The 24,047-nt window shown below is 40.4% G+C and carries 25 protein-coding genes; 3 read left to right on the plus strand and 22 right to left on the minus strand.

Annotated elements, in window-relative coordinates:
- Together AC13DA_RS01460 and AC13DA_RS01465 are read left to right on the plus strand one after the other, a co-directional pair.
- The gene (locus AC13DA_RS01460; RefSeq protein ID WP_158005173.1) at window positions 1–1,461 is read left to right on the plus strand and encodes an ArnT family glycosyltransferase; all 1,461 of its coding nucleotides are present in this window, start codon (window positions 1–3) and stop codon (window positions 1,459–1,461) included.
- A gap of 201 nt (window positions 1,462–1,662) precedes the next feature.
- Window positions 1,663–2,628, plus strand: coding sequence for a cation diffusion facilitator family transporter (locus AC13DA_RS01465; protein ID WP_007146229.1), 966 nt, complete (start codon window positions 1,663–1,665; stop codon window positions 2,626–2,628).
- 101 nt (window positions 2,629–2,729) lie between these two features.
- On the opposite strand, the gene AC13DA_RS01470 is transcribed toward AC13DA_RS01465, so the two are convergent.
- From AC13DA_RS01470 to AC13DA_RS01575, 22 genes are all read right to left on the minus strand, one after another.
- Entirely contained in the window at window positions 2,730–3,704 is a 975-nt protein-coding gene (locus tag AC13DA_RS01470) for an ATPase, T2SS/T4P/T4SS family (protein WP_007146228.1), read from the minus strand.
- 54 nt (window positions 3,705–3,758) lie between these two features.
- Window positions 3,759–4,811, minus strand: coding sequence for a type II secretion system protein (locus AC13DA_RS01475; RefSeq protein ID WP_007146227.1), 1,053 nt, complete (start codon window positions 4,809–4,811; stop codon window positions 3,759–3,761).
- A gap of 8 nt (window positions 4,812–4,819) precedes the next feature.
- On the minus strand, window positions 4,820–5,872 hold the full coding sequence (locus AC13DA_RS01480) for a type II secretion system protein (protein ID WP_007146226.1): 1,053 nt from the start codon (window positions 5,870–5,872) through the stop codon (window positions 4,820–4,822).
- Between the two features lie 3 nt (window positions 5,873–5,875).
- Window positions 5,876–6,367 carry a type II secretion system protein gene (locus tag AC13DA_RS01485; protein ID WP_007146225.1) on the minus strand — a complete coding sequence of 164 codons (492 nt, stop codon included), beginning with the start codon at window positions 6,365–6,367 and terminating at the stop codon, window positions 5,876–5,878.
- Entirely contained in the window at window positions 6,368–7,522 is a 1,155-nt protein-coding gene (locus AC13DA_RS01490; RefSeq protein WP_007146224.1) for a type II secretion system F family protein, read from the minus strand. It lies immediately after the preceding gene.
- Entirely contained in the window at window positions 7,522–7,962 is a 441-nt protein-coding gene (locus AC13DA_RS01495) for a type IV pilin protein (protein WP_050797559.1), read from the minus strand. Before AC13DA_RS01495 ends, AC13DA_RS01490 begins: the two co-directional genes overlap by 1 nt.
- 13 nt (window positions 7,963–7,975) lie before the next feature.
- Window positions 7,976–9,613: a GspE/PulE family protein gene (locus tag AC13DA_RS01500; RefSeq protein WP_158005172.1), complete on the minus strand. Its 1,638-nt coding sequence runs from the start codon at window positions 9,611–9,613 to the stop codon at window positions 7,976–7,978.
- An 11-nt stretch (window positions 9,614–9,624) separates the two neighbouring features.
- Window positions 9,625–10,140, minus strand: a complete 516-nt coding sequence (locus AC13DA_RS01505; protein WP_040576547.1) for a hypothetical protein — start codon at window positions 10,138–10,140, stop codon at window positions 9,625–9,627.
- A 9-nt stretch (window positions 10,141–10,149) separates the two neighbouring features.
- Window positions 10,150–10,626, minus strand: a complete 477-nt coding sequence (locus AC13DA_RS01510) for a hypothetical protein (RefSeq protein WP_007146220.1) — start codon at window positions 10,624–10,626, stop codon at window positions 10,150–10,152.
- Complete coding sequence (locus tag AC13DA_RS01515; protein WP_007146219.1) at window positions 10,616–11,503, minus strand: hypothetical protein; 888 nt, start codon at window positions 11,501–11,503, stop codon at window positions 10,616–10,618. Before AC13DA_RS01515 ends, AC13DA_RS01510 begins: the two co-directional genes overlap by 11 nt.
- Window positions 11,500–13,134 carry a hypothetical protein gene (locus AC13DA_RS01520; RefSeq protein WP_040576546.1) on the minus strand — a complete coding sequence of 545 codons (1,635 nt, stop codon included), beginning with the start codon at window positions 13,132–13,134 and terminating at the stop codon, window positions 11,500–11,502. Before AC13DA_RS01520 ends, AC13DA_RS01515 begins: the two co-directional genes overlap by 4 nt.
- Window positions 13,131–13,694: a hypothetical protein gene (locus tag AC13DA_RS01525; RefSeq protein ID WP_007146217.1), complete on the minus strand. Its 564-nt coding sequence runs from the start codon at window positions 13,692–13,694 to the stop codon at window positions 13,131–13,133. Before AC13DA_RS01525 ends, AC13DA_RS01520 begins: the two co-directional genes overlap by 4 nt.
- The gene (locus AC13DA_RS01530) at window positions 13,691–14,257 is read right to left on the minus strand and encodes a hypothetical protein (RefSeq protein ID WP_007146216.1); all 567 of its coding nucleotides are present in this window, start codon (window positions 14,255–14,257) and stop codon (window positions 13,691–13,693) included. The genes AC13DA_RS01525 and AC13DA_RS01530 overlap by 4 nt, the downstream gene beginning before the upstream one ends.
- The gene (locus tag AC13DA_RS01535) at window positions 14,250–14,675 is read right to left on the minus strand and encodes a CFI-box-CTERM domain-containing protein (RefSeq protein WP_050797558.1); all 426 of its coding nucleotides are present in this window, start codon (window positions 14,673–14,675) and stop codon (window positions 14,250–14,252) included. Before AC13DA_RS01535 ends, AC13DA_RS01530 begins: the two co-directional genes overlap by 8 nt.
- Before the next feature lie 129 nt (window positions 14,676–14,804).
- Window positions 14,805–16,643, minus strand: coding sequence for a vWA domain-containing protein (locus AC13DA_RS01540; RefSeq protein WP_007146214.1), 1,839 nt, complete (start codon window positions 16,641–16,643; stop codon window positions 14,805–14,807).
- Between the two features lie 11 nt (window positions 16,644–16,654).
- The gene (locus tag AC13DA_RS01545) at window positions 16,655–17,662 is read right to left on the minus strand and encodes a DUF3150 domain-containing protein (protein WP_007146213.1); all 1,008 of its coding nucleotides are present in this window, start codon (window positions 17,660–17,662) and stop codon (window positions 16,655–16,657) included.
- Between the two features lie 217 nt (window positions 17,663–17,879).
- Window positions 17,880–19,157, minus strand: coding sequence for a DUF1173 family protein (locus AC13DA_RS01550; RefSeq protein WP_040576545.1), 1,278 nt, complete (start codon window positions 19,155–19,157; stop codon window positions 17,880–17,882).
- Window positions 19,158–19,288: 131 nt separating this feature from the next.
- Window positions 19,289–20,080, minus strand: a complete 792-nt coding sequence (locus tag AC13DA_RS01555) for a hypothetical protein (protein WP_040576544.1) — start codon at window positions 20,078–20,080, stop codon at window positions 19,289–19,291.
- A complete protein-coding gene (locus AC13DA_RS01560; RefSeq protein ID WP_007146210.1) occupies window positions 20,073–21,089 on the minus strand; it encodes an AAA family ATPase in 1,017 nt (338 codons plus the stop codon). Before AC13DA_RS01560 ends, AC13DA_RS01555 begins: the two co-directional genes overlap by 8 nt.
- A gap of 85 nt (window positions 21,090–21,174) precedes the next feature.
- Window positions 21,175–21,462 (minus strand): hypothetical protein, encoded by a 288-nt coding sequence (locus tag AC13DA_RS01565; RefSeq protein WP_473795720.1) that lies wholly within the window; start codon window positions 21,460–21,462, stop codon window positions 21,175–21,177.
- 11 nt (window positions 21,463–21,473) lie between these two features.
- A complete protein-coding gene (locus AC13DA_RS01570) occupies window positions 21,474–22,325 on the minus strand; it encodes a PD-(D/E)XK nuclease family protein (RefSeq protein ID WP_007146208.1) in 852 nt (283 codons plus the stop codon).
- Entirely contained in the window at window positions 22,322–22,597 is a 276-nt protein-coding gene (locus AC13DA_RS01575) for a hypothetical protein (RefSeq protein WP_040576543.1), read from the minus strand. The genes AC13DA_RS01570 and AC13DA_RS01575 overlap by 4 nt, the downstream gene beginning before the upstream one ends.
- 576 nt (window positions 22,598–23,173) lie before the next feature.
- On the opposite strand from AC13DA_RS01575, the gene AC13DA_RS01580 reads away from it, so the two are divergent.
- A complete protein-coding gene (locus AC13DA_RS01580) occupies window positions 23,174–23,308 on the plus strand; it encodes a hypothetical protein (protein ID WP_272941595.1) in 135 nt (44 codons plus the stop codon).
- The last annotated feature ends 739 nt before the right edge of the window (window positions 23,309–24,047 follow it).

Raw genomic sequence — 24,047 nt, forward strand, 5'->3', positions numbered from 1 at the left:
ATGAGAAATCTGTTTTTTATGTTAAGCACTATAATGCTTGCAAGGTTATTTTTGGCCTGGCTTATTCCATATGCAGATACTACTGAAGCTAGGTACGCAGAAATAGCAAGACTAATGGTTCAGACTGGAGACTGGATTACCCCGTGGTTTGATGAAGGAGTACCCTTTTGGGGTAAACCTCCACTTTCATTTTGGTTACAGGCTTTGTCATTCAAATTATTTGGTATATCTGAGTTTGCTGGAAGATTTCCAGCCTGGTTAGCGAGTCTTGGAATAATTACGATAATTTATCAAGTGGGCTTACACCTGCACAGACGGCCTTTTTCTGAGTCGGCAAAGCATTATGCATTAATAGCCGGGTTAATATATGCAAGCAGTACTCTGGGGTTTATCAGTGCAGCTACAGTAATGACTGATGCATTTTTTGTGTTAGGCACGACACTCACGATTGGAAGCTTCATCATTAGGCTTCGCAACGGTAGTAACCTTTGGTCATGGTTATTTTTTATAGGGTTGGTGATTGGAGCATTATCGAAAGGTCCGTTAGCGTTTGTCATTTCAAGTGGCCCAATATTAGTCTGGGTCATCGTAAACAATGCTTGGATACGATTATGGAGACTGTTGCCATGGCTAAGAGGCATTCTTCTAGCAATACTCTTAACACTTCCGTGGTACGTACTTGCAGAAATAAAAACTCCTGGGTTTATCGACTACTTTATCATTGGTGAACATTTTAAGCGCTTCGTCATTAGTGGCTGGGAAGGTGATTTGTATGGCAATGCACATGACTTCCCAAGAGGGACGGTCTGGCTATATTTGATAATCGCATTTCTACCATGGCCTTTGTTGATGCTCTATCGATATTTTGGCTCTCTGCGTAGAGGCAATTTAAAACCCTCTGTATGTAAATCTGAGCTCCCTGATACCAGACTCATTTTATTATCGGCAATATTAGTCCCCAGTGTGTTTTTTACATTCGCTGGCAATATTTTGTGGACATATGTTCTTCCAAGCTTGCCTTTTCTAGCTCTTGCCACAGGGGGATTGGTGGCAAATGACTCAAGGGTAACATCCAACTTCTGGACAAGTATGTCGTTGACACTCCTTATACCATTAGCTTTTTCTGTCTATGGTTTATGGTTAGGTTTAAATCCTGACAATATCAAATCAGAGAAAGGACTAATTGTTAGAGCAGAAGTAATTTCAGAAAAGGGATTGGAGAATGTTTTTTATGTTGGCAGATTACCTTTCTCAGCGAGGTTTTATAGTTCAAATAAGGTGAAGTCAATTAATCAATCTACGGTGATTAATGGTTTATCAGTAAGCCCTGGAAACTCCATATTTTTAGCTGTTCGAAAAAAAGATGTAAAAAATCTAACTGAAAAAGGAATCATCAGTTCAGCACTATATGAAAATAAGAGATATATGCTTTTCAAATATACTTTGAAGGCTGATGAGTGAGTTTGATAAGTTTAATATATATATTTTTTAATAATAAAAGAAAACAAATAAACAGAAAGGATTAAGTAGTAAGTTTTAAACCAAGATTAGATTAAGCATTCTTTGAAAAGCGTATCTAACTTTCATCTGCTGTTATTATTACTTATAGCTATGTGAAGCTAGCAGTTGCTGGCCTAATCATTGAATATCAGAGAGTCTTTTATGCCACATTCTCATGAGTCCATGCTAAACAACCAAAATGAACAAAAAGTCTTTGTGTCTTTCTTGTTAATTTTTTCATTTATGATTGTAGAAATTGCCGGAGGTATTATCTCCGGGTCACTTGCATTGATTGCTGATGCTGGTCATATGTTTACAGATGCTGCGGCATTAGCTCTGGCATATATAGCTTTTCGAATAGGAAGGAGAAAGCCGGATACAAGGCGAACCTACGGTTACTCTAGATTTGAAGTTATTGCTGGCTTCATTAACTCTGTGACACTGTTTATTATTGTGGGTTGGATATTTTTCGAAGCTTGGGAGCGAATTCAGGAGCCGCCCCAAATTCTGAGTGGCCCCATGTTAATCGTTGCTATAGCAGGCCTCTTAGTTAATATTCTCGCGTTGTGGATACTCTCACGTGGTGATAACGAGCACGTCAATATTAGAGGTGCTATTGCACATGTGCTTGGAGATTTACTGGGATCGATAGGGGCTATAATGGCAGCTATCATTATCTATTACACAAATTGGACACCAGTTGACCCAATTCTCTCCATCATCGTCTCTCTTCTTATTTTGCGAACTGCATGGAAACTACTCCGTCAATCTCTACATATTCTTCTTGAGGGGGTACCTGAAGGTGCTTCCCCAGAAGAGATAGAAAACCATCTAATGAAGACTATCCCAGAAATTGAATCTGTCAGTCATATCCACACGTGGCAGATCAGTTCAGGGCGCAGGATGGCCACTCTTCATGTACGGCCAGTGGAAAGTGAGCCTGCTCGTAAAATAGAGCAATTAGTTGAAAGAGAACTACGATCGCATTTCAATATTGATCATGCGACAGTTGCGCTTGATTGGCGTCAAGAGAGTGTGATGTGCAGCCTTATTGCTGATGATTCTAAAGATCATGAAATATTTCAGCCAAGGCACAATCATGAAAAGTCAGACAAAACTACTAAGTAGATACGTAACTTACGCTGTCTGTTAAAGCTTTATCTTCTGAAACTAATCAAGGAAGACATAAACAAACATTTATGGCCTTAACTGTTTGTTTTAGAACCAGATTAAAAACGTTGAATGTTTTTGCTCCATCTGGTGACTTCTTCTGGATGAAGTTGACCTGATATGACTAACTTGTGAGCAAATTCAGACAGTGTTTTTCGTTTCTGCTGATACATTTCGTGGTTTAATCTTGGAAGTGCTGTAGTTCCTTCAGTCAATATACTTCTTACTTGTTGAGTGACCCTGATACTCTCGTATATACAGTATGTATTGCCATCCACACCGTGAACTAAATGCTGACAAATTATTCCTTGTAAGGCTTGAGGGAATAGCTGGTCATGTTGATCGTCAAGTAACGCAAACATTCTAGTTATAACATCAGCAATGTTTTCAGCATGTAAAGTTGCAAATACTCTATGACCGGTTAGACCAGCCTGGACTGCCGCCTCAGCAGTATCAGGATGTCTAATTTCACCTATGACAATATTCTTAGGAAACTGTCTCATTGCTTCATGAACACCTTCAAAAAAGCCATTTACGGTTACACCGACTTCTCGCTGTGTAATAAGAGGGTTTGTATGCATGTATTCGATTGGCTCTTCAATCGTTACTGTTTGACCTAAGCTTTTTGATTGACTGAGATAATCTAATATCGAAGCCATCGTCGTTGTTTTACCCCCACCAGTAGGGCCTGCAATCAATACGAGGCCTGTTCCCTGAGTCAAAGGCATGATCTCATTAGGGATAAATTTTAACTCCTCAACTAAATGAGGAATTTTGCTCGGATTTCGTCTTAGTGCACATCCCCATCCATAGGCTGAGTTGTATACTTGACAACGCCATCTGTCACCATCCCATTCTATTGAGGGATCATTAACCTCTGTTGGTTTATCAGGTTTATAAACATCAAGTATTTCCTTATATAAACCTGATAAGGTTTCCCACTGCTCTCCCTCTTTGATGATTTGAACATCATTGCCTATTGTAGCCACAGCAAATTCGCTATAAATTTTTAAATCATTTAAGTTAGGTTTCATTTATTCTTAGCTCATTTTTTTCTAATATTTTGGCTTATTTACGAAGTAGTATTTTTAATCAAACTTCTGGCAAGTTAATAGTGCAAGATTTACTGGCCGATTCTCATTAGCTGTAGGTACTACTCTGGAGGCATCAAAATTTGCAGTATAGTGCTGCTCTGAACCATTAAAGTCTTGTGGGTTATAACCACTTGATTTGTAGAAAGCCCCTCTTGCATTAGCATATCCACCACTAGCAATACCGCTGCCTGTAATATTTCTGATGGCATCTCCTTGGGTGCTTCCAAGGTTCCTCCCAAGATCTAACCCACGCCCTAAATCAAGAGATCTTAAAAACTTACCCCTGGCATCAATTGTTCCCTGACTTCCATCGGCTACTTTCCAGCCATCAGGACAAGAATCTAGATAGAAATGTGCGAGCATTCCTTCAGGACTACCAGCAGCACCTGTCCATACACCTTGGTTACAACTGAGTATTAGTCCACCATTGTTACGAGCAATGAGGCCATTTTTTGAACATGAGCTTCCTTTTGTAACTACTGAGTTTAGGAGAACAGTTTCAGTGCTAATTTGGTTAACATCTTCGATATCATTGTTATCTAAATTCAGATTTCCGGTCATAGGACGTGACCCATCTCTGGGGAGAAGATGATCTAATGCCGGTATGGATGAAGGTAGAGGAACTGAAAAGCTAATTGATTTTCCACTAGCATCGCTAGAAGGTAAATAACTAGCAAGAATCTCGGCCTCTGCAGAGGTTTTAGTCTCTACTTCAACAAAAAAACGACTGCCGTTAATGCTAGAACATAATGTTGAGTAGCTTGTTTCATAGATGGAAATATCACTTAAACTACCTAGATAACCGTCATCTCGCATAAGCGAAATTGCTGAACGACATTGATTATCTTCATCTGGCCATTTTAAGTTTTGCTCGGCAGCATAGTTCTGAGCACTAGTAGCAATATCTGATATTTCGCTCATGGTGATTCTTACTCGCTCATCCTTAAGCTCCACTGTTTTTTGGTAGATATATGGCCCAACCAAAATGCTGGTTATCATCATTACCAACAACAGCTCTATCAATGTGAAGCCTTTATTAGTTCTCATACTATGTTTCATGAACTACAAACAAGAGAATACTGAATGACTGCTGAAGTGTGGCGAAGCCGGTTGTCGGAAATATCTCTTACCCCTGCCATCACTTGCCAACCATCAGCTCTTAAGTTGTAGTAATGAGAGAAATGTCGACTTCTTTTGTAACCTCCATCATTTTTATATGGAACACCCGATAGTGAGATGACACATTGGTCCGGGGTAAAACCATCAATAGGTTTTACTACTTGACCATGTGAAGCCGTGCTAGCCTTAAGCTGAACGGACGAACCGCCACGAGTCCAAACTCCTGATACACAGGTTAGAAGCTCACCATTAATTGTTGTGCCAATCTGTTTTGTTTTGCATGCATCACCGAGCACATAGCTGTTTTCAAGACTAGCCACATCCATAGATACATTATTCATGTGCGATGAATTATTCAGATCAATATAGTAATCAGGGTCATCTTTATCGAGTATCTTGGTAGTTATGATTCTATCTGCTTCGATATCGCCTTTAGCTGTTGCATCATTGATATTCACTATATTGTTATCACCTAAATCTAGATCACCTGTCATCGGGCGTGAGCCATCTCTTGGTAGCAAGTGTTCTAAGGCAGGTATAGATGATGGTAGTGGGATTGAATAGCTAACCGTTTTTCCTGTTACTACACTTGAAGCAAGGTAACTCGCTATAATTTCAGCTTGTGAAGTAGTTTTGGTATCAACTTCAACTGAGAATCTGCTTCCTGGACTGGACGTGCATGTAGTTTTATAAGCTGTGTCAAAAACTGAGTTATCACTGAGACCACTTAAATAGCCCTCGTTCTTCATTAATGAGATTGCTGAACTACATTGATTTTCTTCATCTGGCCAGGATAAGTTTTGTTCTGCGGCATAGTTTTGAGCGCTGGTACCAATATCCTGAATTTCACTTAATGTAATTGCATCCAGCTCTTCTTTGTACTTAACCTGTTTTTGATATACGAAAGGCACAATGAGAACACTGACGATCAACATGCTTATCATCAGCTCAATGAGAGTAAAACCAGCTTGGTTATTTATTTTTTCCATTTTTTATTCCAAATAAAGAATATGCTTATTGCCACGCACATGCATAAGTCTGGTGTAGTTATCTGGACTAACTCGATGGGTGTAAGTTAGAGACGTTCCCGTACCTGATGATTTAGCAATAACTTCAAATGGATTAATGCCTTTTAATGGAACAGTGGTCGTAACCTGTGCAGCTTTTCCCGTTGTCGTTATAAGGTAAGATTCTGACCAATGATTCTTTTTATCAGATGTTGACGACATGCCAATGTTTGTAACGTCATAGGATTCAAGAAAGCTAGCCACTGCTTTGGTAGTGGAATTATTGAACTGGTCACCGCCTGGTAGTTGACGAGCAAGTTCAGCAAAGCCTGCTATGGCCTTCATTTCCTCAACAGTTGCTATGACTCGATAACTGTCCATACTACGAATGGCTGTCGGCAGTAGTGCTACTGCAATAATTGCCATCACCATCAAGACAATTAGCAATTCAACTAAAGTAAAACCTTGCTGCTTCACTTATCCAGCCCTTGAAAAGAACATTGGCGCGTAAAAGCCTAATGCCATTAATAGAACAGATATAGAGCCAGAGGTTAGTCCAGCTTTAAGTGCTATACCTGAAAAGCGTTTACCTGTGACTAGAATTTCAGTCAGTAAAAGTCTTCTCACTCTAGCCAGTAATTTTCTCCTTGCCTCATCATGTGCGTCATCGAAGCTTTTCAAACCTAATATGAGGCTGGATGACCAGTAATTAGAGAAAAGACTGGCCGGGATAGTAGAACCTGCATTAACTCCTTCTTGAATAGTTTCAGTAGCTCTTTTATTTTCACCGCTTAAATTCTTTGAGATTAATTCCAATGACTTATCGTTATCGATACCTGATAGGTAAAGTGGAATCCATGTGGATAGAAAGTTTGCTGACCGTCTAGACTTAATTAGCTCGCTTAATGATTTCGCGATTGGAAATTGCCTAAACCCAACAACGTTTTGCCATAGGTATGTTAATAAGCTGATGATGCCAGCAATTATTACTATAAAAAGTACGGTTTGCTCAGTCATGAAATGGTAGAAACCAGCTATTAAATGCGTTGCTGAATTATCTTTAATTGCTGGAACATCGATCATATTTTGGGCAGCATCACCGAGTGCTAGACTAGATATAAAGATCGATAGCAAGCCACCAATGAGATAAAAAACGCCCACTTTCATGTCGGCGCCACTAATTTTCTGCAGTTCCAGATCCTGTTCAATGTTTTCTACAGCAGAATTCAGGGATTCACTTAGACGCCCTGACTTTTCACCTGCTATAACTAGCAATTTTACGGTCCTACTAACGCCAAAAATTCCTAGGTAATCCGAGACCTTACTCGCATGATTCAGTCTAGGATCATTTCTGAACTTTTTAAGGAAGTCCGCAGAATCGACGATTTCCATAATACCTTTTGCCACCTTTGCCCCTGAATCAACAAGGGTTGCAACTTGAGCAACTAAAAGTAGCTGCTCCGATAACGCTAACTCTGTTCTACCAAGCTTTAGATTGAAAGGGATAGGAATGACTGACTCTATAGTGTCTCCCAAACCTGGAATATCGTAGAGTTCTTCTTCAGTATCAGTTTCAAAAAGCTGCCATCTGCTGCTGCTATCCAATTGAAGAAACTTAACTAAAGCTTGCATTACGGCATTGCCAGAGAAATTGTTACTGCAGAAGATGAGTTTGTGGCATTGCTGATATGATCCACATCGCTTGAGTTTAAGCGTTTAGCTAGCATCTCTGCAGATACTGAATCTGATGTAGGTAGATTTAAGGTAAAGGTATTTCCAGAAATACTCACCGTCCAATCTAGATCCCAGGGTGTTTTGTCATCAAGTCCAAAAGTGACCAGTTCATTCTTGTTACATTGAGAATATGAACGATTCATTCTGTAACATTGAGATGCAGCAGAGAAAAAATCACGTTCAACGAAATAACTTGCTACATCTACATTCGTTGTTCTAATCCATGATTGGTAACCTTTCAGCCCTAAAGAGGCTAAAATACCAAGTACAGCAACTACGATCATCAGCTCAACTAGTGTGAAACCAGTTTGGCTTTTCGTTCTTTGATAATTACTCATTTTTTTCTCCAGATTAAAGTAAGTTTGTTTCTCGACCATAAGTGAAATGTTGACCGTATGCAGCGAGGGTTGAGAGACGTGATTCGAGCTCCTGGATGGTCGTTTTATTTTCTTTTACGAGAGAAATTCCGTTGTCCCACATAGTCATGTATTGATTGTTTCTATGTGTTTTTTCGATTTCATGAGCAGGACTATTCTTAATAATCTCTTGTTGTGTCCATGGGTCGACTATCATTAACTCCGATACAACACTTCTACCCGAATAGCCGGAATCACAATGTTGGCAACCTTTAGTATTGGCAATGCTAATTTTTTCACTTTGCATTGGTGCATGTCTCAAAGAACCGTACTTAGCCGAAACTTCTGTGTTAGCTCCAAATGGCTCCTTAGTACTGCAGTGAGGACATACATTTCTTACCATTCTTTGAGCTGATATCGCTAAGAGACTATCTGCAAGTGTAGTTGGGTCGACTCCAAGGTTGATAAGTCGGGGAATTGCCTGGACAGCACTGTTCGTGTGCAAGGTTGTTAATACCAAGTGTCCGGTCATTGAAGCTTCGATAGCCAGTTTGGTGGTTTCTAAATCACGAAGCTCACCGACAAGGATAACGTCTGGATCTTGACGAAGTTTCGAACGTAGGGCACTGGCAAATGTCATTCCTGAGGAAGAGTTGATTTGTGACTGTTCAACTCCTTGAAGCTCAATCTCTACTGGATCTTCAATCGTTTGTAGGGAATCGCCAGGCCTTAATTCCTGGATACGTTTAAGCATGGCATATAGGGTTGTCGATTTACCTGAGCCTGTAGGACCGGTAATGATTATCAAACCTTTCGGTGACCGACAAAGATGATTTAAGGTTTGCACCTCAATATCTGGAAATCCGATCTCCTCCAGGCTTCTTAATTGACCGGTTGGATTTAATAGTCGTAGCACAAAAAAGTAATGTGCTTCTCCACCTTGAATGACCGGTGACGCTGCAAGACGTACTTCTATCGATCGCCCGTTCCATTCATGACGAAACTTTAGATCTAATGGCGTTGTAGGGCTACCGCCTACTGTTGATGCTTTTGCAAGTATTCGATTTGAAAATGAGCCATAATCATCCATTGCAATATCATGCTTGTAGACAGTCTTTACACCGTCGACCCTAAATTGAATTGATATGTGATTGTTGGTCCTGGGAGATATATGAATATCGCTGGCTCCTTTATGTAGAGCCATTTCAATCATTTTGTTTATGTTTTTATCTAGGTCATTTTCATTTGAGTTCTTTGGTGATGTATCGAAGATACTCCCTTCCAGAATTCCAATTCCCTCGAAGTGATAAACGCCTCTGCCTCGACTATCAAGCAGTTCTTCCAATTCGGGGCTAAATGGGTTTGCTATGAACAGAATGTCATTGGCAATACCCCAACCATTTCCAGAAATAATGAATTCGCCATGCTCAGACTCTGAATATAGTTTCTGGTTTTTATGTATTGAAAAGGCTTTAGCAATATCAGCGGTTGAAACGCTTTCAGATACTAACGTCTCGAAAATCATCGATTCATTTTCAGGTGCTTGCCAATGTTTAGCATGTAATTCTGTAGTAGCCTCGATTTCAATCAGGATTTTTACTATTTTCTGGAATAAAACTTCTGTATTAGTCATTAGCATTTCAATTACCACCGTAATAAAAGAGTTTTAATTGTGTTTGGGTTACGTAGATTTTTGAGTCGTACTTTTGATGCATCGATGTGAACGACTTGCCATTGACCAACCTTGTTACCTACCATTGCCCATTCACTTTTTCCGTTATATTTAAGTTGAGCACTTTGGTTTTGAATGGCTTCAAGCACAGGAGTATCTGAGCCATTCATAACTGGCGTTGATATAAGGCCCTGAATATCTTGAACATCATTAAACTCAGTATTTTTTGGCTGAGACTTTTCTACAGGTTCCATGATTTCTAAAGTCGTTCCAGAGCTACAATCAATCCCTAAGTCTCTACACTCAGCTAGGAGTAAGGCCCTGTCGTGATTCTCCTTAATGATTTCTTTTTGCCTTCTCAATTCTTTTAAGGCTTTTTCATGACTGATCTGCTCTGGTGTCAATGAAATGGAACCCTCCGCTAAAGCTGGATGTTGGATTAGAGCCATTAAAATAGGGAGCATTGCCAATATGTATGTCTTCTTCATCTTTACCTCTTAATTAAAGTCTATGATTCCCATTGCGGCGAAACTAAGTCCCATTACCTTGTTATCAATCACGGCTTGACCGTACATAACTGGTAATTCATTCTGGATTTCCAAAGCAGCTGCAGCTACGTTCTTGCTGGTTCCCTGTAAAGAGCCGAACCAAGCCTGACCGCATGGAATATCCCCCTCGGAAAACTTTGCATCTTCGATTTTTTCAATCGAAGAAACCTTGACGTTGTATTGGCTGGCGATTGACTGAATGTTGAACCAGATTGAATCTAGCTTCGGAAGGTCTTGCTGGACTGACATTTCCTCGATTTCAGTCTCATACATACTTATGAGTGCTTTGGTTTTTTTGAAATCAGGATCAATCCGTTCAGCTTCATTACTTAAGACATACCAACATGTACCTATGCTGGTCACAATAAGTAAAAGGACGAGACTGCTGTACTGGTTTAGTCTTTTGAGTAAGGCTTTAATTTTCATTTTTGTTCACCCAGGTTATAACCGACTGCTCTGGAGAAACGCGAACTGTTTGAATATCACCACTTGCCAGCATTGATATTCGAGCAGCATTAACATTCGTGTTCTTAACAAATACTTTTACAATTTCATTTGATTTCAAGCTGAAACTTGCTGATAAGGCTTCATCATGTAGAGAGTCGGTAACGTTGTAGAGCTTAGTAAGCGTTTCTTTTTGTGAGGGTATGTTGTAGCGTTTTCTCTTTGCCAGAGATGCGAGTTCATCTTGAGTCACAGTCAATTTGTTTTCTAAAGCAGAAAACAACTGAGCTTGTTTTTCATGCTGAATATCGAGGAACGTATCCATGGCCAACCCACAAGCAATAATCAAGACTACAGTCATGGTAGATCTCTGTTGATTGCTTTTTTTCTTGGCTAGAGATTGTTTAACTATCTCTTTTTGAGTTTTGAGCTGTTCAGCAGGTAGCTTGAGAGTGCTTTCATCAGAGTTCAGAATGATTGCGTCATCGAGACTAAATTCTTCCGTCAAAGCAGAACTAGGTAACGACTGGAGTTCACTATTGAAAATGGAACCTGATTGCATTACACCGCTATTGATGTAAAGGTAATAACCGATATCTTTACTGTCGTTTGTATAAAGGACTTGGAGTTTTTGGTCTAAATCAATAACGCCTGAAGCAATTAATGTCTGCCATAGACCATATACTTTGGCATCAGGATTTGCCTCCCGAGTTTCAGTTAGAACTGTCTCTTCATACCAAATATGCAGAGAACCTTCATCCTGTCGAGTGTATTTTTCAGAGGGTGCCTTACCAATAACATCACGAATTAAAACAACTTCTTTGCCTTCAATGGAGAGACGAATATTTGCTGCAATCATGCGCCCACTTCCCTTGGAGTCACAACAATGACAAGTTCAGTATTTTCCTCTTCGAATGAGGCGCTACCGAGTGCTTTTGAAAGCGCTTTGTTCTTAATAGGTAGATTCTTAGCGTTCTGCAGCATTCTATTTACTACAAGACCGCCTAAATAGATCGGGCTGCCACTCTCTGTGATGACTTGTGTGGCCATTTCTTGGAGAGCTATATTTGGAGTTTCATATATCTCACCAGCCGACTTAATTGGTGTGGTACCAGCAATGGTGCTTAGAAATGGAACAATGTTGACAAGAATTTTTCCATTATCTAGTAACTTCGGTGTAACAGCGATTTTTATACCCACATTTACACGTGATAGCTGGGTAGTAATAGCCGTATCAGAAGCGGCATTAGAACTGTTACCTGTACTAAGGGGTAAGAACTCAACATTTGATACAAAACTAAACTCTTGAGTACTTCCTAGGTAGGCTGTATAGCCATTAGTAATAGTTAATCTTGGTTGGCTTTGAACTGATACTGAACCTTGTTCACGAAGAGAATTGATAACTGAGTTTAACGTTACATCTCCAAATGGAATTGAAGCAGCAAATGACCAGGTTCCTCCATCCACTATGGATAAAGCTTGTGAGGCACTTCCACTCAGTGAAAGCGTTTTATCATCATTGGCATATACAGCACTCCAATCAATACCATAGCCATGACCATTAGTGGTTTTGACATCAAGAATGGCACCTTCCATGTAGATCTGACGCTGGCTTTGAGTTGACAACCTGCTCAAATATTCATCAAGTCTGTGAATCTGGCTTGGCTTGCCGAAAGCTGTAATTTTGCCAATACGTTTGTTTCCAACAACCCATGGCTCAATGAAATAAGGATTCATTTCATCATCAAGACGATTGCCAAGCTCATTAAGCATGGCAATAGGATCATCACCTTCTCCAAGTTCTGGAATTAATGTCTTCTCATTCTGAGAATTTGAAGAGTCTGAGTTTTCGTTTATTTCTAGGCCAATTATTCTTTTTGCATCATCAATTAGAGATTGCCATGACTCATCTGAACGAGTTGTGGTTAGCTGAGTCCCACTTGCCTCATTAGAAGTGAAATCTGCCATTTGACCTGCATTTCCTGAATTATTACTGGGTTGACCAGTTGCCGAGAAACCTGATTTTGTCTCTACAGTCGGCATATCGGATAGTGCTGCTAAATCCCATGATTTTGTCATGACAGAAGAAACATATAGCGTCACATCACTACCAGTCTCCTGAAGCTCAATAAAGTAGTCAGTGGTTCCTTCAACCTGAGATATATAATCCTCAATTTTTGCGTTTTGCGTTTTCACGCCAATCTTCATTGCTAAATTGACACCAGCATCTCTTGCAATGACATTTGCCCGAGAAAGAGAGCTTGGCGAAGTTAAAGCATCTATAACCGAAATCTTAGGGTTATTGATGGTGACTCGTTCATCCATCAGTTGTTTCTTTGAGGTAGTTATGCTCACGAAATTACTTGTGCGTGGGGCGCTTTCAACTGTGGATGGGACAGGGTTGGCTCTTGAGGTACGGACTTCCTTTTCTGGAGGCATAGCACAACCACTTAAGCTAACAAGTAGTAGAGCGATAATGGACTTCTTCATTTCTTGCCTCCATGGGTAACAACAATAAGTGGTTTAGGCTTCATGTTTCGGTAAGCCAAGAAAGTGAGGCCTTGTGGTTCCAAGATGTCTTTTAATGCTTGCTGGTATGTAGTTTCACCACTAAAGCTCACTTTGGTTTCATAAAGGCTTTTGTCTATTTGAAGATCTACTACCCAACCTGGTGGAGTTAGTGAGCGGATACTAGAAGGAAGATTTTTGTCCCTAAATGATATTTGCAACGATTCGTTAAGCTCACGTAAAGGGAGATCACTAATCTGCTTAACTTTTGTAGCATTTTCAGGTGATACTGAAGGAACATCACCATTTCTTGTACTTGGCATCTTGGGTACCAAGAAACGTTCTTTAGAGTTGGCAGTCTTTAGCTCCTGAGGTTGATTCTCTTTTAGCTTTTCATTCTGTGCCGTTTTCTCAAGCTTGGCTGTATACCTCAGTCTTTTATCTGCATAAGAGGCACTATTCTCAGTAGGTGTAAGAATATCTGCGTGGATCGGTGACGCAGCTGAGATTAGTAGTGGTATTAAAAGCATCTGGGCTTTCATTGTGTCTCCTTAGATATTTGGCGGCTTGAAAACTGCCAGTCGTCACAATTAATTTGTTGGGGGCAGCTAATGCACATTGATTTGTGTTTGGCGTTAGATGGTGATGCTTTCCCTTTTATGAGTGCATCAGTTCTGTCGAACTCATTGATGACGTCGTGCTCGGAAAGCAGGTTTTGTTTGATGTACTCGACACCGTCAGGCGTTACTACCCTGAAATAAGCATAATCAGCGATATTCATACCGTTACGGGATAGAATCACCTTGTAAGTGGAAACCTGAACAATATCTTTAAAATAAACACGGTGTTTAGCTCGGGTTTTACTATCTACAAGAACGTGTTGTCCTGAAATCACTCTATAGAGCTGATCAAGAGTGCCGTGCATTTTCCGGGGCAAAAGTGTGCTTATGTAGTGTTCTGAGTGAATAAGACGAGCCTGAGATAATTCTCTTGGCATATTCTCTTTGAGAATAAATCTACGGCGTTTTTCACGTCTTCTAGCATCAATCCCATACAGAGAAAGAATTAATAAAACGACTATTACCCCATAAAATGCTTCAGCCATTTCTACTCACCTTTTTTACAATCCAATTGATGAAAGGCTTTATTAATGATCTGACAAAAGGGTAAGCCTGAATTAAACGAACAATGCTTGGTGACAGCTCATAGTAGGCACTAATAAAAAGGTGTCCCCAAATTCGGTTTATGAGAAAGCTGTCTCGAAACTGCCTTAGCTGCTCCGTCTCTTTAGCTAATGGTCCATAGAGCTCAGTTGCAATGAAACAGCGGCTATCTCGTCTCGAACCATATCGCTGTGCTTCGAGATGATGTCTAAGATGTTCTTCTTCACCTCTTTCTCGACGTTGTCTTTGAACATCTGTTTCATGACGACCATATTGCTGATCAAGCACAAGCTGCTTTTCACAGAAGCTACGCTGAGCAATCTTGGTTGCTGAAATAAATCCTTTAGTGTTTTTCTTCATGGCTCGCATTAAAAAAGGTTTAATGCCTAGCCTCAACGAATAACCGGATATTGGTCTGAGCTGGTTATAAAAAAAAGCCCCAAAAAGGGGCTTAATGATTGATAGGTATAGCTTAAAGGCAATATCTAGTTAGGCAGCGAGTACTGTCTTTTCTAGTAGTGAGAATGTCGCTTCCGCAAGCTCTCCCACATGTTCTATAGAGACATGCTCTTTACCAAATAACAGTGACATCATTTTTCTATCTACATTGATGCCAATGCCATACACCTCAATACCACCCTGTCTCAAGTTGTAAACTAACTCGATACAGTCTTGCATATCATCTGGAACACCATCAGTTACCACAAAAAGTATTTTTCGTTCTTCTTTTTGGGCAAAGAGGTTATCTCCAGACCAGATCAGTGCAGGAAGTAATGGAGTACTTCCTTCTGCTTGAACCAATGGGTAATAACCCGCAGTTTGGTCCATAGTCTGATTTTGTCTTGTTAAGACGGTTACAGAGCTATCCAGATAACCTGGAAACATTGCTGATCCTACTGACAAATGTGGTATTTTCTTCATCGCAGCCGTCAGTGACAATGTAACGTATGCAGCAATAGACATGTCATCTTCCATTGAGTAAGACTTGTCGAGTAGTACTTGCACTGTTGTATTAACTGCTTTCTTTCGACTTGTCGATTTAAACACCGATAAATTACCTGCTTTTATTCGATGCAACTTTCGATCATTCAGCCTACGCCCATTCCGTGAAGTCTTTCGCTTCACTTTAGTTTGGGCTTGAACCAATTGGACCAGTCTGGAACGCAATGCAGCAGTAGCTGCTTGTGCTTCATCAAGTGCCTGTTGGTGGTCGCCCGGTGATGTTAGATTTGCAATCTGAGTTGGAGCCAAACTAACAGCATAGTTACCACGCTGGTTTGCCGCCTCTTTAATCTCATTTTCAACGAGGTGTTCAAATGCATCACTAATATCACCTGGCAAGTCACTTGAGTCACTCTCTGTTGTTGCCAGAATGTCTTTCATGAACTGCAAGGCCGTATCAAACTCTTCTTGTGACATTTCTCCAACAGAACTGGATGAATAACCATTACTGGCGTCACCGTTATCGTCTGATATGTCGTCGTTGGACGATGTGCTTAAACCTGATAAAAAGTCATCTGATTCGTCACTTTGACTTGATGGTGTATCACCATGATCGTCATGTGTATCATCGTCCCCTTGATCTAGACCTTCTTCTGACTCACCGGTTGATTGGCTATCATCAGTTTGTATGTCTTGATCTTGTGAATCATTGCCGGCTTGTTTCTGCTGACTTTGATCACTGTTTTGAGGTGGTGTGGTGCGATTACTTTCCTCTTCAAGAATTTGGGCAATCTCTTGAGCCAACTTAACGACATCACCTTCATTCTTTGCAGCTGACAATCTAGCCATAACACTATTAATCCGCGTCATAGATAGTGGTGTCATTACACTTTCGAGAAAAGCTTGAGAGTTCTTTGCATGGTCATTTAAAGCTGTTTGACCAAGCATTTTCGAACGCCCTTTGTGTAACACATAACCGCATAATGTTGCAGCAGGTGAACTATCAGTAGTAACAGTTTGGAAGAAATCATCCTGAACAAGCTTTCGAACTAAGTTCGAAAGCTTTTTGTATGCCCCCGGATAATCCCGGATTATGCATTTCTCCATTCTGATATCTTCCATGATTCCAATTAGCTTTCTCACAATAGGAGAGAACTCTGCGTAATCAATACTGAAATCACTGTAACGTATATGACCTGCTTCATGGATGATATAGCCAAGACCTAGTGTTTCAACTCCAGGATCTTGCAAAGGCAGAGAAGGTAAATAAATAACATTACCATCTGTCCAGGCATGACTTGCATCCAGTTCCACTTTTACACCCATGTTACGCCCCAGTGCCTTTGCAACAATGGGGAGTGATTTAACCAAAGTTGATTGGTTCATAACTTACTCCTTTAGAAGCAAAATAGCGCTGGCTGCGCGACTGGTTTAGGGATAGAGGGAGTGTTGACGTTAACTTCTGATTCCTCAGTAGTATCAAACTCAAACTCTTCGTTTCTGGCAGTGTCTGCCGGTTCCGAAAGGATTAAGTTTTCTTCATCATTTTCCTCAATTTGGTCGAACACATCGTTTTGATGTTGTGGTACCTGGTTAATGAAGTCCGTCATGCGTTTTGACGAGCCCAATAAGTTTAGTAATCCACATACCGATGAGAGATCGGCACCTTCAATTGGTCCGGATTTTGGCATCGAGTTAAGAACATCGTTCACTCGCTTAATGAGTACATTCACTTTATTACTGATATAGCTCAGTGTTTTGAGCTTGTTCAATATCGTGCGAATGGGCGATAACGCTTTTTGACCGGTCTTGTCTCTATTTTCATAGGACGCAACCCACGCATCATTTGCCATCTTCTCGATTTCCAATAACAACTGTCCTAACAAGCCATTCTGCTCTTGTATCAGACCGTCATTCATTAGTGCTCCTTGGCCACCACTTGAGATTTTGTAAGCTTGATATTCAAACTTGAATCGATTCTCAATTTCTCCGCGACTCATCATGGAATTTCTTAACCAATCCTCCCATTGAGGATGATCATTTATCCATTCAATATTGGATTGCTCATAGCTATCCAAATATTCGCTGATTAACATGTGATGCTCGTCTTTTAATTCCTGCAATCTAGCTAGTAATGTTTCTCCAGCTTCGATCGACGTTCCATAAGCACCAAACGCTTTGAGACAGACTTTTTCACATTCCCGATGAATGCGTTTCCCTAAACTGTTAATGCGCTTCAGCTTCTCAGGATCAGCAATTGCTTTAGTACCAGGGGTGATGAGGTCTTCAGGTGGGGTCTTGCTTGGATCAGCATATCGTTTTAATTCATCACGTGTCAGAGTTTTCTTGCCCTGCCATGTACGATAGTTGATATGAATCCAAACTGTTTGATCTAATACTTCCATTAGGTTTCTCCTTATTAAAACGAAAAAACCCGAATAGAAATACTAGTCCCCCGAATGAGGAAAAAATATTTCCCATTCGGGTAGTTGAGACTGGCTAAATTATCTGGGCCAGTTCCAGTTCTTACTCATCAATTCAATGACGAGTCAGAAACCTAGTTCATTGAATGTTATTACGATGCCCCCGTGCATGCAAGACTACTAGTTCACAAATTTAGACTTACACTTCCCATTGATGATCTGAGTAAGTAAAGCTTGTCAGGTTAGGTACGCTTTCTCCTTGTGTTTCCATATCCCAAATCCAATATTGGCCATACTTATTCTTCCATCTGCTTATCGCTATGTGCCTTTGCTCAATCTCATTCTCAGAAGCAAATGTTCTGAATATTGCCATAGGTGTAGGTTTGTTAGGATTATCCACTAGCAGATAATTCGGATAGACAGTGTTCTTTGAACCATCAAAACGCATTGTTTTAATGAATTTATGACCTTCCATGATAAGTTTCTCAGTCATTAATCTGTCTTGCTCAAAGTAGGTTGGGATCATGTGAATATCAGCTAATAAAAAACCAATATCTTGTATGTGGAGCACATCATTGCTATCCCGACTGACCACCATCATTGTATAGACCAGTCTAGGATCATCGGTATCATTCAGAATGGATAACACCAAGCTATTTTCCATTTTTTTCATAACATGCTGGGTTCCCCAGTATTTCACTGCATCACTTTGATGTCTCAGCATAATGGCTATCGAGTTCTGCTGTATGTTGACTTTACGAATCCCACCTATGACTACCATGTACTTTGTTGAAATACTGGTAGAAGTCATAATCCGGCTAAATTCGGCCCTTCTTCGCTCATCAATTGCTTCTTTAGAAGCATCATTAAAATGTTCCGGAATATAAATAACATCAGCGATATTTGTCCGTTTTGTGTAGATTCGTTGTGCAACATCCAACAAACGATTTCTGGCCACCGCCCAGATCCGGCGTTTATTAAATCCTGGGTGCCATCTGTTTAACTCAGCTTCTTCCCACATTAATGCGAGAAGTCCAGACAAAGACATCGCATCACGCTTTGAGCTCTGTGTCTTTGGCTTGGGTGGAACAAGTGAATCAATATCACTTTCCTCCTTAGCTGCTCTGTCGACCCTTTTATAAGCCAATGGCGCTAGGATCTTTAATGATAATGTTCCATCACTTTTTGTTTTGATTACATCATTTTCATATGTGATTCTGCCGCTATCTTCAGTCTCCATTTCAAATGATGGACACTCAGGAGAATGAAGTGAACCGGTGCCAGGATTTCTTGCAAGAAAATATCTTGTCCTATGCGATATGTACATGGGCGGCATTTTTTCATTGCACTCGCAGCGGGGAGTGATATTTCGAGTTTTGAATGTCGCAAGTACTCTCTGAGCCTCTGCTTCATTGTCTGCTAACCAATCACGAGTATAAGCAGTGCCCTGGTCAAAACGAATGCGAATTGGATTCATACATTAACCCTAATTTAGACTAATTCACATTGCACTCTATAGAGCTATGAGATTGATTTGAATAAATAACCGGATATTGTGGAAAGCTAGTTATAAAAAAAGCCGCCCCTAAGGGACGGCTTTTTTGGCTGTTAAAAACAAATAGCTGCCGGCGTACTGACATCCTCATTAGATAGAATGGGTACAGGCTTTGCAATAATACCAATTGCCTGTGCTAATTCACGAACATACTTTGACGGTAGCTCTAATGCTTCTGCAAAGTCAGCGGGTAAGCCTCGTTTGCTTGGCATTAAATCCCGCGAGTTCTGTCCTTTGAACGCTACGGCTGAAATTGAGCCATCAGGAAGCTTCTTAGATAATCCCACTAACAACAACAGCTGTAATGAGCTTTCTATTTTTCCTCCACCAATAACCTTACCGTCTGTTAGAAAGTTTAAACCATCATCTTTAATGATTTTCCATCCTCTACTTGGCAGTAAGCCATCACACGAGATGATGGATCCCTTCAGGTTACTGTCATATTCAGCCGATAACAGCATTTCATTAAAGCCATTGTCAAAGCTATAGGCCACAATGTCATCAACAAGTGATTTCAATGCGGTTTCAACTTCAGCTTGGTCTATCTCCGACATACTCCATGATTGCTCTTCGATATCTTGAGCCATCGTGACATTGCCTTTGTCGTCGATGCGTGCTTTACCAATCTTTGAATAGCCATCATTCAATTTTTGTTTAACACGCTCCAGCTGTTCACTCCAGGCATCCACATTTTTGTCTAGTTTAAGTACTCTAGTGCGAAGCTTGGAGCCGGTCTTACCAAACATCACGGTAAGTTCGTTTGACGCTGTGACTTTGATTACCCAGTCTTTTGTCCCTTGACTACTAGGGCTGTCTTTTCGGTAAAGCTCATATAAATCAGTCATTGAGTGGATTACCTCCATTAGTCCATGTTGCCTTTGTAGTTTCAGAAGCCCATGCATCACCAATGTGTAATTCTGCAACTTCGATGATAGCGGCTCGCGTTGGTCGGTCAGCTACATTAAGTAGAGCCCGATCCATTGCGTAAGCAATAGGTGAAACATCTATTGCACTACTGAATCCATGATAAGCCTTAGTCATGTTAGCCCAGCGTAAAAGTGTTCGAGTACTCATGGTTAATGGAATCCGATTTTCACCTTCGGTATGCAGAGATCGAATGTCATTGGCAACATCAATCATTTTTTCTTGCAACTCGTCAGATAAATCCGGTACCACAGACTTCAGAATAGTCATTTCCACTTCTTTTTCTGGGTAGCCCACAGATACTTTCCAGAAACGATCAACAAATGCTAAGTCTTGCTTATTAGCATTACTGTAATCGTCACTGGCTCCAGCCATATTTGTATTACCTGTGGCAGCAAAACAAAATGCATTGTCAGGTTTTACAACATGATGGCCAGCCGCATCCAGAACTAAGGGACGTCCTGCTAATACTTCATATAATCCAGTTAAGACTGCATCATCTGCTCGGTCAATCTCATTGAGCACAAGTATTCCAGGTTCATTTTCTGCACCCATCGCCAGTGGAACAACACCATACATAAATACGGTATCTCCACCAACGATTTCGGTACGCCCCATCAAAACATCAAATTCCATCCCTTCATATATCGTTTTTTCATACATCGGTATATTTAGTAATGCACAGAAGTTGACTAAAGCAGCTGATTTACCCGCACCAGTAGGTCCGAACAAATACATGCCATCTTTATTGTTTCCAGATAGGTTCATGTTCCACCAGACCATAAGGTCTCGTAAAACACTTTTGTCAAAACGATAATTTTCTTCAGCTGATGGAACATACTGAGAACCAGGTTCATATCCAGTGATGAATTGACCTACAGCAGCATCAATGCCGAATGTTAAACCGATATCGTATTGCATCGTTTTCATGTGTTATCTCCTAATTTGAAATACCACTACCCCTAAAGGGGCGGTGGTAAAAACCACCCCTTTGGGTGAAACGATTTCTAACTATTTACATAGCTAAATATTTTTTAATTGTTTCGCGGTTCGCTTCTGGATCTTCAATCCCTATCATCTTGCAACAAGTTGCAAAGCTAAAGGGGCGATTATCATTAACGATAGGTTCATCTATCCAGGACATTAATTCTTGCCATTGTTTACCTCCTCTAACAGAGTCTCTCAATAACTTAATGCTTCGAATATAGAACTTTTCGTGCAGCTCCTCGGCCAGTTCTTGGGTTAAATTCCATTCATCTGGCTCTAAGGGAAGGAGATCGAAATTGAGTGCTAATTGCATCACTTATCGCCCTCCTATGCTGCCAACTGCAGGGCAGACATCGCCCTATCAGGAATAGACAAATCTTCAGTGCATCCCTCGCTGCATAACCTACTAAAGTTACACATTGAACAAGGGCTGTTAAAGGCTCCAAGCGGACTGCGGTTAAACCGTCCGTTGTTGTAGTCGTTAACAAACCACTGACAGGTTTGAATATATTCTCTAACTCGATTTGTTGGTCTGCGGTCGACTATTTGGGGTAGATGGATTACTGGGTCTTTTTTCTTGTGCAAGCACATGAAACCAACCTGGTCGGCCTGTTCTATACCTAATGTCTCTGCATGACTATCTACTAGCAGTTGATAAGCCGTTAATTGATCTGATTGACGAACAAACAAATCATCGTAGGCGACACCTGTTGTTTTGATGTCTAAAATGATGATTCTGCCAATCTGATCCATAGCGATTAAATCGAGATATCCTTTTAAGCTATCTTTCGGTGATATCTGAACTGCGAGTTCAACCTGCAATGCAGGTGAACCGTCTGGCATGATAAAAACCATTAGTCCGGACTCTTCCCATTTAACTGGAAACTTGCCAGCCATCGCAGCGCCCATCTCTTTCAGTTTGTTCTCCGACTGTGTGGCCGAATACTCAAGTGAAACTGATGTTTGCTTTTTCCAATGTCTAACAAAGACATCTTCAATTGAAGAAATCCGTGTACCTAGCGTTACTGCTTTTAAGTAATCCATAACGGTGTCATCCACCGCTTTACCAAAAGCAAGGTTTGCTGAAGTAACCTTTGGTCTTATACCCAACTTATAGTGGTACCAGACTTGTTTCATACAAGTCTGCCCTTTTTGAACGCGACTAGGACTGAGGATCATTGCTCACTCCTTTGCCATAAAACCCGCTTCTCTACTAGGAAAGCATGCGAATATCTTTTTGCTCGTTTAAGTTGGGATCTGCTGAAAAGGTTATAGCCCACGACTGCTCGTGCCTTTTCGAGAATGATTACTAACTTGTCTCCAGCCCAATATGCTCTGGAAACATGGTCGTCCTTCTTTTCAACTTTTGATGGTCTAAATTCTGCATTTGTCCCCGCCCGTTGAATAACATCTTTCAGGACTTCATCACGTCTCAGCTTTTTAAACTCCATTTGTGCCTCCTTGAATTAAAAATCCTTCGGAATGGCACAGACAAAGCTATCCCTAGAGGGCAGTGTATGTGCCCTGAAGGGTGATTGAGTGCTGGATTAAACGGTCAGCAAGCCGCTTTCAATCGACAATTAAATGTCGATCAGAAACCTTTAATCTGGAGGCACAAAAAAACGTACAGCTGTGCAGACACACAAAAGATTTCTGTCGGAAATAAAGTTACTTCAATCGGATTTGCTCTATTGAGCTGTGAGTACGGCCAGTGGACGTATCTTGGTGAGCTTGGCGGGAGCCAAGTATCGCGAGTAGCGATATTGATTACGAAAGTAGCAATTTACCAGTGTGATGTCAACGCTTCAATCAGTTCTGCTTAATTATTGACCAACCAGTATTTTCCCTATACTTACAAGGCATTTCTGATGTTACTGACAAGGTTATCCACAGAAAATGTGAATGAAATATTACTACGACCAATCATTAAATTTGATACGAGAAAAAAGCGTTATTTCTCAAAAACAGTAAATAAAGATGAGCCTTGTTTTTATAGGCCGTTTTTTTATTTTTTTAGGAGAACCTTAATGCATAGACATAAAAGTGAAACAGAAAGTCAAAGAATGATGTTGTGGTATGAAGTTATTGAAAAGTTAATAGAAATCTACCAATATTGTGATAAACAAGGCATCATCGATATGCTTATGTCGATCTTCATGTAAACATGGATACAAAAGCCCCCAAAACCAATATCAAAAGGTAATGGGGGGATTCATTGACTCGTAAAGCGGTAGGCTCTTTTACTTGTACCCGAAAAACAATACGGATGCATCACTACAATCATCATCCACTTTATTATGTGGTCTCAGAATAAGAGTATGTATATCATCCCTTATCTAAATCAAATTGGAACGTTGTCGTCATATTAGAGATATAGGTAAAAACGATTGCCCCTTCTTTAGATATATAGTCCCACAGTTTTAGGTAGCTAAAGATAAAAACATGTCAACTTTATAAAAGATTAGCAAGCGATTATTTGATTGAGCATAACTAAAATCAAGTTTATTTTGAACTATGATTATTCATTTCAACTAGAACAAGGTGCTTTCTGATTTCCGACTAATCACATGCACAAATACCAACCAACTATTTACTGTAGTTTATAGAGTTTTATTAAATGGTTTAAGTAGAATCTGAGTATTATTCTCGCTTCGATAATTATGAACTAGTTTGTTATTTAGGTGCTTTAGAAAAGCTTTTTTCATGTTGTAGAAATTCTTGTCTTCTCGTTACAGTATGTCGAAAACGATTTTAAATAATTGGGTATACGGATTTAATGGTTGATGGGGCACCTTCACCCCATCAATCTGATACCACCCTCAGATGGTTGATAGATCGACTCCGTAGTTGAGTTCCTCTGCGAAGTCCGGCAGTCCGTAACCGATGGTTTTCTTGTAGAAA

The sequence above is a fragment of the Methylophaga sp. F-2 genome (assembly GCF_056859315.1).